Source organism: Bacillus cereus group sp. MYBK139-1, assembly GCF_051916915.1.
GTDB classification, from domain to species: Bacteria; Bacillota; Bacilli; order Bacillales; family Bacillaceae_G; genus Bacillus_A; species Bacillus_A pacificus.
Window position 1 is genome coordinate 183226 of record NZ_JBQAHO010000002.1, and the last position, 13775, is coordinate 197000.

Consider the following 13775-nt stretch of genomic DNA (forward strand, 5'->3'; position numbering starts at 1 on the left):
TAGGGAGTAAAGCGACATGAAAGAAATTGAATTAAAATTAAAAGGTGAAATAAATAGACTAACAAATAAAACATTTAAATTTGACGAACGCGTTGGAGAAGGTTGGTTCTCTGCCGTTTACTTTTTAAAGACTAGAGAAATCATCGAAGAATTTCGCCCGAAAAGTGTTGTAACGATGCAATTTTTCCAAAAGGAAAATGCAGTTCTTTGCGGAACAGACGAAGTCATTGCATTGCTACAAACATTCGCTAAAAATCCTGAGGAACTTGAGATTAACTCTTTAAAAGATGGCGATAAAATTAGTCCATTTGAAACAGTGTTAACAATTCATGGTCCTTATGAAAATTTCGGATTTTTAGAAGGTGTCATTGATGGGATTTTAGCTCGTCGTACATCGGTTGCGACAAACGTATATAACGTTGTCCAAGCTGCGCGTAGCGTAGATAAAGAAAAACCAGTTATTTTCATGGGAGATCGTGATGATCATTATACACAACAAGCTGGTGACGGTTATGCAGCATACATCGGAGGTATGAGCGCACAAGCGACGCATGCGATGAATGAATGGTGGGGCAAAAGTGGTATGGGGACGATGCCTCACGCATTAATTCAAATGTTTAATGGTGATGTTGTGGAAGCGGCAAAAGCATATCATAAGAAATTCCCAGAAGATGAATTAGTTGTATTAATTGATTACAACAATGATGTTATTACAGATGCACTTCGCGTAGCGCGTGAATTTGGATCAACATTAAAAGGTGTACGTGTAGATACGTCCCGCACGATGATTGATCAATACTTCATTCGCCACCCAGAAGTACTTGGAACATTCGATCCACGTGGTGTAAACCCATCGCTCGTATTCGCACTTCGTAAAGCACTTGATGAAGAAGGATTCCAGCATGTAGACATCGTTGTAACTGGTGGATTTGATGAGAAGCGTATTCGTGAATTTGAAGCTCAAAACGTACCTGTTGATATATACGGAGTAGGAAGTAGCTTATTAAAAATGAATATTGGCTTTACTGGTGATAACGTAGAATTAAATGGAAAACCAGAAGCGAAAGCTGGTCGTAAATATCGTCCAAACCCACGTTTAGAGCGTGTTCAATTAGAAAAAAGAGAAGATATGTAAAAGACAGAAAAACTGATAGGTGATTGACCCTATCAGTTTTTCTGTTATCATAGTATAGCGGCTTCTTTTTTGCTATAATGGATTTGTTATGGACATAAAAAAGAAGTACGTACGAGTTTATCCTGATAAGTGAAGGGAAGAATAACTTCACTACATCAAAAATGTATGATGATTACCAAAATAAGAAAAGATTCATATACTGTCTTATAGATAGGCCGTTGTATTAGTTCGAAATGTTGGAGGTTCTTTAAGATGACAGTTTACCATTTTGTAGGAATTAAAGGAACAGGAATGAGTTCATTAGCGCAAATTCTTCATGACATGAAGCATACTGTTCAAGGGTCTGATTATGAAAAGCGTTTCTTTACACAAACAGCGTTGGAAAAGCGTAGTATCTCGATTCTTCCTTTTGATAAAAGTAATGTAAAAGAAGGACAAGTGATTATTGCAGGAAATGCATTTCCTGATACGCATGAAGAAATCGTAGCAGCAAAAGAATTAAACATCCCAGTACATCGTTACCATCACTTCTTAGGTGACCTTATGAACCAATACACAAGTGTTGCTGTAACTGGTGCACATGGAAAAACATCAACAACTGGTTTGTTAGCCCATGTAATGCAAGGTGCACACCCTACATCTTACCTTATTGGAGATGGAACAGGGCATGGGGTAGAAAATAGTAAGTATTTTGTATTTGAAGCTTGTGAGTATCGTCGTCATTTCTTGTCTTACAATCCAGACTATGCGATTATGACAAACATTGATTTTGATCATCCGGATTATTTCACAGATATCAATGATGTATTCAATGCATTCCAAGAGATGGCATTGCAAGTGAAAAAAGGCATTATTGCATGTGGAGATGATGAAGAACTTCAAAAAATTCAAGCGAAAGTACCTGTTATTTTCTATGGATTTGGAGAAGATAATGATTTCCAAGCACGTAACATTCAAAAGAGAACAGATGGTACTATTTTCGATGTATTCGTTCGTAATACGTACTATGACACGTTCAAAATTACAGGATACGGCAATCACAGCGTATTAAATGCATTAGCAGTAATCGCGCTTTGCCATTATGAAAACGTTGATGTAGAAGCAGTTAAGCATCAGTTAACAACTTTTGAAGGCGTAAAACGTCGCTTTAATGAGAAGCCGATGGGAGAGCAAGTTATTATCGATGACTATGCACACCATCCGACAGAAATTAATGCAACGATTGAAGCAGCTCGTCAAAAACATCCAGAACGTGAAATTGTTGCTGTATTCCAGCCACACACATTCTCACGTACAGAAAAGTTCTTAGATGAGTTCGCTGAAAGCCTAAGCAAAGCGGATCAAGTATACTTATGTGATATTTTCGGATCAGCGCGCGAAAACAAAGGTGAATTAACAATCGAAGATCTGCAAAAGCGTATTGACGGTGCAGAACTAATTACAGATACAACAACGGATGTACTAAAGAAACATAAAAACGGCGTTCTCATTTTCATGGGCGCAGGAGACATCCAAAAATTCGAAGCAGCTTACGTAAAAGAAGTTCAAGTTGCAGAGAAGTAATAGAAAAGACGCATAGCTTAGCTGTGCGTCTTTTTTTGTTGTGTTTGATTTTTAATTACGTATTGACCTAGAGCTAACTCTAGGTTGTAAGATGAATATGTAAAAACAAGGGGGAGAGAACATGTATAAAATCGGTGAAGTAGCAGAATTAACAGGGATGGGCATTCACACTTTGCGCTACTATGAGAAATTAGGTTTATTACCACCACCAACGCGAAATAGCGGGATTCGTCAATATACAGAAGGCGATGTACGTTTATTAAAATTTTTATATTCATTAAAACAAACCGGGATGTCATTAGAAGAGATGGCTGAGTTTGCAAGTGATGGGTGCATTATAGAGGAAATTAGGCAGAAGAAAGAGGAAGTACCAGCGAAAGTGAAAAAGAGAATTTCAATTTTAAAAACTCACTTAGAAAGGTTAAAAGAACAGCAAGAACAATTGCGAAAAGTTGTCCAGCTAACAGAAGAGAAGTTAGAAATTTATTACGGTTTTCTAGAAGGAAAAGACTCGGAGGCCGGCAATGAAAAATAAAGTATATGCGCAGTTATTAGGATTTGCAATATTTACTGGAGGAACATTTAATGCTTCGAAATATGCGGTGCAGTATTTCGAAGCGATTCATATAGCGGCATGGCGTTTTGGGATTGCTGCATTTGTGATGTTATGTTTGTTAAAAATACGAAAAGATTTTGAGGTGGAGGTATGGAGGCAGAACAGGGTCTATTACTTTTTGTTAGGTATTGTTGGTGTATTCGGTTTTAACTTCTTTTTCTTTTTAGGAATGAAACATACAGAAGCTATGAATGGTGCACTTATTATGGCGACAAACCCGCTTGTTACGACGCTGTTAGCAAGTGTCATTTTACGGGAGAAAATAGTAAAGCGCCAAGGTATTGGAATGTTACTTGCACTACTTGGTGTTGTTTTTGTACTTACACAAGGTTCGTTTACAATACTACAACATTTATCATTTTCAAAAGGGGATTTTTATATTTTATTAGGGAATATTTGCTGGGCGTTATACGGCGTGCTAGGCAGAAGGTTTATTAAAACTGGTAATCCAATACAAACGACGACATATACGATGACTATTGGTGCACTTGCCTTTATGATCATATCTTCTACACAAAAAAGTATAGTACCAGTTTTAGAAATTCCTTTGTTGGCATGGGGAGCGATTCTCTTTATGGCAATCGGAATGAGTGTGCTCGGTTACTTATGGTGGAACAATGGGATTGCTCAAATTGGTGCAGCAAGGACATCTTTATTTTTTAATCTAGTCCCTGTTGTTACAATGATTATTTCTTTTGTAGAAGGAGTAAATATAGCACCCGCACAATGTATAGGGATGATATTAGTTATTATGGGAGTATTGTGTTCATCAGGTTTTATACAAATAAAATCAAAAGAAAGTGTGAATATTTAACATTTTTTATTTAGAAATGTTAGAATAATAAGAAAAATAAAAAGGAGAGCTAAAAAATGTTCACACTCCGAGTAGACGACGAAATCGAATTACAGTTATTAGAAAAGCATCATAAAGAGGAACTATATCAATTAATAAATCAAAACCGCAATCATTTAAGAAGATGGCTTCCTTGGGTAGATGGGACGAAATCTGCTGATGCTTATAATGAGATTTGTCCGATGTGGTTAAAGAAGTTTGCAGAGGGAGACGGTTTTGAAAGTGGCATACGTTATAAAGGAAAGCTCGTTGGGATGGTAGGTATTCATCCAGTGAGCTGGGGGAAGAAAGCGGCAAGTCTCGGATATTATCTTGCAGAAGATGCTGGTGGGAAAGGTATTATGACGCGTAGCGTGAAGGCTGTACTTCACTATGCATTTGAGAATTTAAAATTAAATAAAATGGAAATTAGATGCGGTGTTGAAAATGTGAAAAGTCGCGCTATTCCAGAACGTTTAGGGTTTAAGTTAGATGGTATTTTAAGAGATGATGAATGGCTATACGATCATTTTCACGATATCGCTGTATATAGTTTACTAGCTTCAGAATGGAAGGAGATCCGATGAACGAGAAGATACGCATTATTCCGTATGAAAGTACGTTTCAAGATGAAGTAGTAGATCTTATCGTTCATATTCAGCAAAAAGAGTACAATGTTCCCATTACGAAAGAAGAGCAGCCAGACCTACTTGAAATAGAAACGTTCTATCAAAGGAATCATGGGAACTTTTGGGTAGCAACTTATGATAGTAAAGTAGTCGGAACAGTGGCCTTATTAGATATTGGGAACGATCAAGTAGCACTAAGAAAAATGTTCGTAAAAAAAGAGTTTCGCGGAAAAGAGTGGGGCGCATCACATAAGTTGCTCCAAACGGCAATTTCGTGGGCTGAGAATAAAAAGCTGAAAGACATTTACTTAGGAACGACAGTTAAATTTTTAGCAGCACATCGCTTTTATGAAAAGAATGGTTTTCAAAGTGTGAGTATAGATGAGTTGCCAAAAAGTTTTCCAGTGTTGCAGGTGGATAAGAAATTTTATAGATATATTGTTTAAGAAGGTCATGTAGAAATGGCCTTTTTTTTTATGAACTAAAATGGAAAAAGTGGTATAATTTAGGTTAGGGGGTGCGTGTATGAACTTTCCGATTCAAAGAAGTAAGTCAGTAGTCATTTTCGTTTGTCTTACGTTAGCTTTTATGTTTGTATATCCACTCGTCATGATTATCGCTAATAAAGAGCAGTGGATGACAGCGTTAATTGGGATGAGTTTATGCTTCCTTGTTAATGTACCACTCGTTTGGGAAGTATTTATTAAAAAGCATAAAGTAGAAAATGGTGTATTAAAGTACGGTGTTTTAAATGACGATATCGTATTGAAAGAGATAAGAATCATTCGTCAAGTTGGGAAATCTCTTGAAATTACGACCAATGCATACAAAGTACATATGGTTGCGATGCCGCAACATATGACTGAATTTTTGGCGCTTATTGAGAAAGAGAATCCAAATGTGAAAATAGAAATGGTAGGGAAGAAATGAAATATGTAAAACCTTTGTTTTGCTTAGAAATCTTATTTGTGCTTATTGGTTGCACTAGAGTATATATGAAATGGGATCTGCCTTTATATGTACCAATATTAATAGGTACTATCGCAGTGGCGCTTTTATATTATTTTCATTTTCAGCAAACGAAAAGCGAGAAAAGTAGCTCTATATAGTTAGGAGAATTAGAAATGAAAAAAGTCCTTATGTTATTTGTATTTCTGCTAACCGCATCCTTTCTTTTACTAGGATGTAGTACGAAGAAGGAAAAGACGGATCTAAACTTAGAAAAGGCACAAAAAGTTGAAATTGAATCACTTACTGATTCAATTGAAAAGAAAGTAATTATCGATAAGAAAGAAATTGAAAAGCTGTTTGAAGTCATGAAAATGGATAAGTGGGAAATGCAGTCAGCTCCTTTAGATACTCCGCAAGGGAAAACATTTAAAATGTATCAAGAAGGTACAACAAAATTATCGGAGTCGAGTAAAGATAAAAAGGAATTACATGAAATTGGTACGATGATAGTATATAAAGATGTCCCGTATGTTGAAGTTGAAATGAAAAATAAGAAAATGAGTTTTAAAGTGCCAGAAGATGTGGCGAAAGAGTTATTAAAGTATTAAAAAAACGCTCGGAAAAAATCCCGAGCGTTTTTCATTATTTTAAGTTCTCTGGGTTTAAAGCTTCTAATTCAGGTACAACAAAGCGTCCGTCTTTACGGATTAGTACGTCGTCGAAGTAAATTTCGCCGCCGCCGTATTCAGGGCGTTGGATACATACTAAATCCCAGTGAATGTTCGAGTTGTTACCGTTCCATGCATCGTCGTAAGCTTGTCCAGGAGTGAAGTGGAAGCTGCCATCGATTTTTTCATCGAATAGGATGTCTCCCATTGGATGTAAGATGTATGGGTTTACGCCAATTGCGAACTCACCAACGTAGCGTGCGCCTTCGTCTGTATCGAAGATTTTGTTAATGCGCTCTGTATCGTTTGCAGTTGCTTCAACGATTTGGCCGTTCTCGAACTTAAGTTGTACATTTTCAAATGTATAACCGTTGTAAGGAGATGGCGTGTTGTAAGAAACTGTACCGTTAACAGAATCACGAACTGGTGCAGAGTATACTTCACCGTCTGGAATGTTTAAATGACCTGAGCATTTAATTGCTGGAATGTCTTTAATAGAGAATGTTAAGTCAGTTCCAGGTCCAGTTAGGCGCACTTTATCTGTTTTATTCATTAATGTAACAAGGCTATCCATCGCCTTATCCATTTTACCGTAGTCTAAGTTACAAACTTCGAAGTAGAAGTCTTCGAAAGCTTCTGTGCTCATTTTAGCAAGCTGCGCCATAGAAGCATTTGGGTAGCGAAGAACAACCCAGCGTGTTTTTGGAACGCGAATGTCTCTATGAACTTTCTTACCAACTGTTTGACCGTGAATTTGCATTCTTTCACTTGGCACGTCAGCTTGTTCGTTAATGTTATCGCCAGAGCGAAGACCGATATAAGCGTCCATATCTTTCATTACGCTTGCTTCATATACAGCGATTTGTTCAAAATGTTCTTCAGTAGCACCCATTAATAAAGAGCGATCTACTTGATGATCTTTTAAAGAAACGAATGGGAAACCACCAGCTGCATATGCTTCTTTAACAAGTGCAGTTACAAGTTCTTTTTGTAAGCCAAAGTTTTCAATTAATACTTTTTCGCCTTTTTGTAAGCGAATAGAGTAGTTAATTAAATTGTATGCTAACTTTTCAATGCGTGGATCTTTCATATGTAAAGCCTCCCTACTAATTATGTATCCTCTCCTATTGTAACCTACTTAGTGGAATTTGTTGAATCATTTATGTTAAAGTTAACGAATAAGTATGAAAATTCTAACGGAAAGATAGGGATTAGAACGAAACGGAAAATGATTGTATAATAGGGGAAAGTATGAAAAAGATAAAGGAAGTGATGAAATGCAAGTTCTTTTATATGTAAGTGCAGCTATTATCGCGGTTGCTTTCGCTGTATTAGTAGTGTATGTATGCAGAACGTTGTTATCGGTTCAGAAGACGTTAGAAAACGTTGCAAGCACGCTAGAAGGTTTAGAAAAGCAAATGCAAGGAATTAGCGTAGAGACGGAGCAATTATTACATAAAACAAATGCGTTAGCTGATGACATCCAACAGAAGTCACAATCATTAAATAAAGTAGTATCGGGTGTAGATGGAATTGGAACGACAATCCATTCCTTAAATACGAAACTTCGTAATGTATCAGAGTCTGTTACGGACGAAATTGAAAATAATGCAGATAAAGTAGCGCAAGTTGTACAGTGGAGTAGCGCGGCAATTGAAGTATACAATCATTATCGTGCGACAAGACAAGAGAAAAAAGTTGAAAAAGAAGAGCGTAAATTAGAAAGACTTGAGAAAAAAGCTGAAAAGAAAGAGAAGCGCTCTAGACTTCGTATGAGAGGTGAATCGTAATGAATATGACAAAACTTGAAACAATTGAAGAGCTTGAAGTACTAGTAGAAAAAAACGAGCCTTATGTTCTTTTTAAACATAGTACGACATGCCCGATTAGTCATGGTGCCTATACAGAATTTCAAGCTTATTGTAGTGAAGAAAGAGCGGTACCAGCGTATTACTTATACGTACAAGATGCGAGAGATGTTTCGAATCGTGTTGCAGAACAGTACAGCATGAAACATGAATCTCCGCAAGTGTTATACATAAAAGATGGGATGGTAGTATGGAATACGTCTCATTGGAACATTAAAAAAGATGCTTTAGAAGAGAATATTAAGTAAAAAGAAGCAAGCGAAAGGTGCTTGCTTCTTTTTTTTGTTTTTGTTGAAATATATTTAATGGTAAACTGTTAATAGTTCAAACTAAATAACTAGATTGTTGAAAGTAGGTTTTAAGTAATGAAGAAAATGGCATTATCCTTCGCAGTCGTAAGTTTATTACTAGGAGCTTGTAGTAATGATACGATTAGTAAGAAGGATGAAGTTATACAGAAAGATACGAAAGAAAAAAGCATGATTCCGAGAACTGCTGTTTCTAAAGATTATTATAGAACTGTAATTCCTTTAAAAGAACAAAAGGTTATAAATACAGCTAATGTAAAAACAAATTCTAAATTAGATTTAGCAGAGTATGAAAATGGTTTAATGAATATTGCAAAAGAGCAATTTGATACAGAAAATCATGTGCTTCAATTGAATCAGTATATTCCTGAGAAGTTAGTTGATGAACTAGTCGCAAAAGTAGAAGCGCCCGTTTTGACAAATATTATAGAACAAGACTATTTCGGGAAACAGAATTCAAATGAATTAAGTTTATCTGGCGTTGTAATTGGGTTAGCTATGTCTTCAAGTGTATCGAATGAAGAAGCAATGTCTAAAGGGACTGAAGTTGCCAAGCAGCTTATTGAAGCTATTCATAAAAATGACAAGTATAATAAATCCCCAATTACGTTTGCTATTTTTAAGCAAGAAAGTACAAGTTCTTTAAAAAATGGTACGTATATTGCTAGTGCTACCGTTCAAAAGAATGATATGAACCTTGGAAATTGGAATGCGATTGAAGAAAAAGCGTATTCATATCCTTCCGATGAATTTACACAAGCACATGGAGAAGATAATGAAAAAATAAATAAATTTGCTAAGGCAATGAAAGATTTTTCTCCTGGAGATTTTATCCCAGTAAATGCTAAAGTTTCTTATAAGAAAGATCAAATGGATACATTAAATATGAATATTGTTATTAAATATAACGGTAAAACAGAATTAATGGCTCTTACTCAACTCGCTGCTCAAAGTATGTTAGAACAGTTACCTAAAGATGCAAAAGTACAATTGCAGATAAAGTCCGAGAATAAAATCGAGGCAATTGTTATAAAAGAGAAAAACAGCGATAAACCGTTTGTTTCCTTCTTATAAAAAAAGACAGTGTTTAAACTGTCTTTTTTTATTGTAAATAAAAGTGTGTTATGACGGGTGAGCCAAATCAAATTCAGAAAAGTAAGAGGTGAATAATATGAACTTAAAAGATTTAAAACATAAACATATTAAGTATGATTGGAAAACTATTTTTGTAGGCGTCCAAGAAAATTATTTTAGCAAAGACGTTATTTCTGATTATGCAGTAGAGTTAATGGGAATTGGTGATGAAAGCGAGTTTGTTAATGAACTTACATGGGGATTCTCTAATGAAGATTTAGGTAAGATAATGTTAGAAATAAAAACTAATTATTTTCCTCAATTAGATGAAGAAAACAAAATGTTAGTGGAGGAGAAAAGAAAACTAAGATTTGTTTATTTATCTGAAATAAAAGAAAGGTGTAAAGAAGATAATGAGTTATTAAATAAAATTACAGAGTTTTATGGAAATCATCACTATCCAGAAGATATGGTGAGATTTGTTAATTATATGCCTCAAGAAGTTTCGACTACGAAAGAAGATATATTGAATAGGTTTGGGGAATTTTTGAAATTAGAGGAAATACGTTATAGTTAGTGTCTGAAAATGGAAAAATAAAATGTATTGAAATTAATGGTGATGGAAATCAGTATTTTATTATGGGACCATGCGCAGTGGAAAGTTATAAACAAATATATTAAGTTGCTGAAGTAATGAAAGAACGCCGCGTAATACGCTCCATATTTCCCACTGTACTGATTTTAAAGAGAGAAGCCTATTTATACCCCTTGCATCGACAATTGTGAAGTACTCCCAGATCCAGCGCATCAAATGCCTATCATTGTCGGTTTTTGTTGGTAAGTCGATATATGAAAAAAATCGCTAATATAATTGGAGTCGTGGTTGATATATTTGGGAAATTGCTAATATATTTTGAGTTGCGGTCGATATATTCGAAAAATCACCAATATAAATTTCATTTACTATTGTACTGCTTGAAATAAGGTTTCTACTTATGAAACATCTATATTTTTACAAAAAATGCCCTTTTTTTCATAAAAAATACGAAAATACGAGAAAAGAAGCGAATTTTTTCGAAACTTTTGCGGGAAAATATTGTATGAGTCTGCGTTTTTATCGTATCATTAGTAAAAGGAAGAACTCGGGACGATTGGTGGCATCTGCAAATAGAGTTGATGTCTTTTTTTCATTCAAGTAACCGATACATAAAAATAGATAACAAAAATAGAAGGAGTGTGCGATGAGATGAACGTAACAATATATGATGTAGCGCGCGAAGCGAACGTTTCAATGGCTACCGTATCACGCGTTGTGAACGGTAACCCAAATGTAAAGCCTACAACAAGAAAGAAAGTATTAGAAGCAATTGATCGTTTAGGATACCGCCCAAATGCGGTAGCACGTGGACTAGCAAGTAAGAAGACAACTACAGTAGGTGTTATTATTCCTGATATCTCAAATACGTTTTATGCAGAACTTGCTCGTGGAATTGAAGATATCGCAACAATGTACAAATATAACATCATTTTAAGTAACTCTGACCAAAACAAAGAGAAGGAGTTCCATTTATTAAATACGATGCTTGGAAAACAAGTGGACGGAATTGTTTTCATGGGTGAAGATATTACAGACATTCACATTGAAGAATTCAAAAAGTCTCCAGTACCAATCGTATTAGCAGCGTCATTTGATGAGCAAAATGAAACGCCATCAGTAAATATTGATTATACACAAGCAGCTTACGACGCAATGAAGCACTTTATTGAACAAGGACATAAGCGTATCGGTTTCGTCTCTGGTCCTTTCATTGATAAAGCGGGAAGCGCGAAGAAGTTACAAGGTTATAAAAAAGCTTTAGAAGAAGCAGGTATTTCATATGATGAAAATCTTGTAATCGATGGAGATTACACATATGATTCAGGTATCGAAGCATTTGAAAAGCTTTGGGGCCTTGATGAAAAGCCAACAGCGATCTTCGTATCTTCTGACGAAATGGCACTAGGTGTAATTCACGCAGCACAAGACGCTGGATTAAATGTACCAACTGATGTAGAAGTACTTGGTTTCGATAATACACGCCTTGCATTAATGGTTCGTCCACAACTTTCAACAGTTGTACAACCGATGTATGATATCGGTGCAGTAGCAATGCGTCTATTAACAAAGTATATGAACAAAGAAAAAGTGGAAGATCACACTGTTATCTTACCTCACCGTATCCAATTTAGAGATTCAACGAAGTAAGGATAAAAAAGCTCACAGCGATTGCTGTGAGCTTTTATTCATATTCAGGATAGTATGCTTTTACTACGGTATTCACCGTTTCATTTTTCTTAACGTGTAAAAATCTTGCGTATAATTCTTTTCCAGTTTCAAATGGTGTCTCGTCTAATTCAAACACATGCAATAGTTTTCGAAACGTCCACGTTACTTGCTCACCGTACATATTATCGTACGTATGCTCAGACTGTATAGCGATTTGTTCACCTAGTGCATGAGCTTCTTCCAAACTGCTTGCTTTAACAAGAATAATACTTTCTTCAAAAAGTGTATCGCAATCCTTTTCATAATCCTCATCAATTTTCGGAGGATTAGGCTCACCAGAATGAACAGATTCAAACAATAATTTTACAGCGTACATATTATGCTGCATGTTTCACTTTATAAATAATACTTGCAACAAGCGAAGCAGGTATTGTAAATACGTTACTTTGATAATGGTAATGTATTTGAGATTCTTCATAAGACATGTTGTCATATAATTCGTTTTGTGACACATTCATTTTCTTCTGTTTTTCTTTGAGTATTTTAATGTAGTTATACTGTATTGGGACGAGAATGATGAAATAGGCTAATACGATTAGTGAAATCCAAATCATTATGAACACTCCCTTATAAAGAATATTTATATATGATAATTATATCAATCAATAGAAAAAATAACCATTTTTAATTGGGGCTAATTTTCTTCTAGAAATGCGAACAGTTCCTCTTGGTTGCTTAAATTGCGATCAATACATGTTTGTGCAACACATTTTAACCCTTGTAATAATGCTTCTATGTGCAAAGTATCGTACTGAATTGTATTTCCCTCTATCATCGTTTCGTCTTTTTCTAAGTTAATTGATATTTTTAGTACAGCTTTATTGCTTTGTAGATTTACAACTTCGATATAAAAGAACTGTTTGTCTAAGTCAATCATAACATAATCGAATCGTTCGACTAACTCTAAATCCCCTACAGTAGTATATTCCAAATGAACCACTCCTCATTGTGTAAGTGTATGTTGTAATGCTTTCGCTACAGTTGGGGGTATTCCTTGTTATATGTCACATAAGTGTAAAAATAACTATTATAGGGCAATGTCATGTATAATAGAAAGAAAAGGCTTGTGAGGGGGGAGAAGAGATGATCGTTCTTTGGATAATTACGCTTTGTATGACTGCTATTTTTGCATATATGACGTTAAAACAAAATGGTTTAAAGCGATTTGTTCCAGGAAGTATTCTTGCGGGAATTGCCCTTATCACGTATGTAATTTCTATTTTTATTGAAAGTGTATCGGTGGAAATGAGCACAAGTTTAATGTTTATCGGTATTACACTATTTGCAAGTAGTATTATGGTACTTATGGTTGCTGGTATTATTTTATTTATTCATATGAATTCGGAAACGTTATAGCATATAGAAAAGGCATGTCCCTAAGGGGCATGCCTTTTTATCCGTTCAATTATGCTCTATCTTTAGAAGAGTTTTGTTGTTTTAATAAGTCGCGAATTTCGCTAAGAAGAACTTCTTCTTTTGTTGGTTCTGGAATTTCTTCCTCTTTTTCTTCTTCTTTTTTAGATGTTAGTTTGTTGAACACTTTAACAAACATAAAGATAGAAGCTGCAATAATTAAGAAATCAAAAATTGTTTGGATGAAGTTACCATACATAACAGCAGATTTACCGTATCCAAAGTGTAAACTTGTAAAGTCAACGCCACCTAATACCATACCAAGTAATGGTGTAATAATATCTTTTACTAAAGAACTAACGATTTTACCGAATGCAGCACCGATTACAACCCCGACAGCTAAATCAACGACATTCCCTTTGAAAGCGAACTTTTTAAACTCGTTCCACATG

General features: G+C 35.3%; 20 protein-coding genes. 15 read left to right on the top strand and 5 right to left on the bottom strand.

The window, feature by feature from the left end:
- Nucleotides 1–16 precede the first annotated feature (16 nt).
- The 9 genes from ACTFRS_RS12015 to ACTFRS_RS12055 all read left to right on the top strand — a co-directional run bounded on the left by ACTFRS_RS12015 (nt 17) and on the right by ACTFRS_RS12055 (nt 6334).
- The gene (locus ACTFRS_RS12015; RefSeq protein ID WP_000658369.1) at nt 17–1135 is read left to right on the top strand and encodes a nicotinate phosphoribosyltransferase; all 1119 of its coding nucleotides are present in this window, start codon (nt 17–19) and stop codon (nt 1133–1135) included.
- A gap of 252 nt (nt 1136–1387) precedes the next feature.
- Nucleotides 1388–2698, top strand: coding sequence for a UDP-N-acetylmuramate--L-alanine ligase (gene murC / locus ACTFRS_RS12020; RefSeq protein WP_139866410.1), 1311 nt, complete (start codon nt 1388–1390; stop codon nt 2696–2698).
- Nucleotides 2699–2819: 121 nt separating this feature from the next.
- Nucleotides 2820–3233 (top strand): MerR family transcriptional regulator, encoded by a 414-nt coding sequence (locus ACTFRS_RS12025; protein WP_139866411.1) that lies wholly within the window; start codon nt 2820–2822, stop codon nt 3231–3233.
- Nucleotides 3223–4128, top strand: a complete 906-nt coding sequence (locus tag ACTFRS_RS12030) for a DMT family transporter (RefSeq protein WP_087954071.1) — start codon at nt 3223–3225, stop codon at nt 4126–4128. Before ACTFRS_RS12025 ends, ACTFRS_RS12030 begins: the two co-directional genes overlap by 11 nt.
- Before the next feature lie 56 nt (nt 4129–4184).
- Nucleotides 4185–4733, top strand: coding sequence for a GNAT family N-acetyltransferase (locus tag ACTFRS_RS12035; RefSeq protein ID WP_070806976.1), 549 nt, complete (start codon nt 4185–4187; stop codon nt 4731–4733).
- Nucleotides 4730–5221, top strand: coding sequence for a GNAT family N-acetyltransferase (locus tag ACTFRS_RS12040; protein WP_088326022.1), 492 nt, complete (start codon nt 4730–4732; stop codon nt 5219–5221). Before ACTFRS_RS12035 ends, ACTFRS_RS12040 begins: the two co-directional genes overlap by 4 nt.
- A 79-nt stretch (nt 5222–5300) precedes the next feature.
- Nucleotides 5301–5705: a PH domain-containing protein gene (locus ACTFRS_RS12045; RefSeq protein ID WP_139866414.1), complete on the top strand. Its 405-nt coding sequence runs from the start codon at nt 5301–5303 to the stop codon at nt 5703–5705.
- Nucleotides 5702–5884 carry a hypothetical protein gene (locus ACTFRS_RS12050; protein ID WP_087954074.1) on the top strand — a complete coding sequence of 61 codons (183 nt, stop codon included), beginning with the start codon at nt 5702–5704 and terminating at the stop codon, nt 5882–5884. Before ACTFRS_RS12045 ends, ACTFRS_RS12050 begins: the two co-directional genes overlap by 4 nt.
- A gap of 15 nt (nt 5885–5899) precedes the next feature.
- Entirely contained in the window at nt 5900–6334 is a 435-nt protein-coding gene (locus ACTFRS_RS12055) for a hypothetical protein (protein ID WP_139866415.1), read from the top strand.
- Nucleotides 6335–6368: 34 nt separating this feature from the next.
- Here ACTFRS_RS12055 and ACTFRS_RS12060 read toward each other — a convergent pair whose 3' ends face one another.
- On the bottom strand, nt 6369–7484 hold the full coding sequence (locus ACTFRS_RS12060; RefSeq protein ID WP_440024933.1) for an aminopeptidase: 1116 nt from the start codon (nt 7482–7484) through the stop codon (nt 6369–6371).
- A gap of 187 nt (nt 7485–7671) precedes the next feature.
- On the opposite strand from ACTFRS_RS12060, the gene ACTFRS_RS12065 reads away from it, so the two are divergent.
- The 5 genes from ACTFRS_RS12065 (at nt 7672) to ccpA (ending at nt 11889) form a co-directional block, all read left to right on the top strand.
- Nucleotides 7672–8184, top strand: a complete 513-nt coding sequence (locus ACTFRS_RS12065) for a DUF948 domain-containing protein (protein ID WP_001197726.1) — start codon at nt 7672–7674, stop codon at nt 8182–8184.
- On the top strand, nt 8184–8510 hold the full coding sequence (ytxJ, locus tag ACTFRS_RS12070; RefSeq protein ID WP_001057468.1) for a bacillithiol system redox-active protein YtxJ: 327 nt from the start codon (nt 8184–8186) through the stop codon (nt 8508–8510). Before ACTFRS_RS12065 ends, ytxJ begins: the two co-directional genes overlap by 1 nt.
- A gap of 117 nt (nt 8511–8627) precedes the next feature.
- Entirely contained in the window at nt 8628–9644 is a 1017-nt protein-coding gene (locus ACTFRS_RS12075; protein WP_087996634.1) for a CamS family sex pheromone protein, read from the top strand.
- Between the two features lie 97 nt (nt 9645–9741).
- Nucleotides 9742–10221: a DUF2247 family protein gene (locus ACTFRS_RS12080; protein ID WP_440024930.1), complete on the top strand. Its 480-nt coding sequence runs from the start codon at nt 9742–9744 to the stop codon at nt 10219–10221.
- Nucleotides 10222–10890: 669 nt separating this feature from the next.
- Entirely contained in the window at nt 10891–11889 is a 999-nt protein-coding gene (gene ccpA, locus ACTFRS_RS12085; RefSeq protein WP_001103293.1) for a catabolite control protein A, read from the top strand.
- Nucleotides 11890–11923: 34 nt separating this feature from the next.
- Here the strand turns inward: ccpA and ACTFRS_RS12090 are convergent, their stop codons facing one another.
- From ACTFRS_RS12090 to dhp61, 3 genes are all read right to left on the bottom strand, one after another.
- Nucleotides 11924–12286: a DUF4288 domain-containing protein gene (locus ACTFRS_RS12090; RefSeq protein WP_139866417.1), complete on the bottom strand. Its 363-nt coding sequence runs from the start codon at nt 12284–12286 to the stop codon at nt 11924–11926.
- Between the two features lies 1 nt (nt 12287).
- Complete coding sequence (locus ACTFRS_RS12095; protein ID WP_139866418.1) at nt 12288–12524, bottom strand: DUF3949 domain-containing protein; 237 nt, start codon at nt 12522–12524, stop codon at nt 12288–12290.
- 80 nt (nt 12525–12604) lie between these two features.
- Nucleotides 12605–12901 carry a protein Dhp61 gene (gene dhp61 / locus ACTFRS_RS12100; RefSeq protein WP_087954079.1) on the bottom strand — a complete coding sequence of 99 codons (297 nt, stop codon included), beginning with the start codon at nt 12899–12901 and terminating at the stop codon, nt 12605–12607.
- Between the two features lie 152 nt (nt 12902–13053).
- Between dhp61 and ACTFRS_RS12105 the strand changes: the two genes are divergently transcribed.
- Nucleotides 13054–13326: a DUF3917 domain-containing protein gene (locus tag ACTFRS_RS12105; RefSeq protein ID WP_440024928.1), complete on the top strand. Its 273-nt coding sequence runs from the start codon at nt 13054–13056 to the stop codon at nt 13324–13326.
- Nucleotides 13327–13375: 49 nt separating this feature from the next.
- Here ACTFRS_RS12105 and mscL read toward each other — a convergent pair whose 3' ends face one another.
- Complete coding sequence (mscL, locus tag ACTFRS_RS12110) at nt 13376–13774, bottom strand: large conductance mechanosensitive channel protein MscL (RefSeq protein ID WP_000267012.1); 399 nt, start codon at nt 13772–13774, stop codon at nt 13376–13378.
- Between the last annotated feature and the right edge of the window lies 1 nt (nt 13775).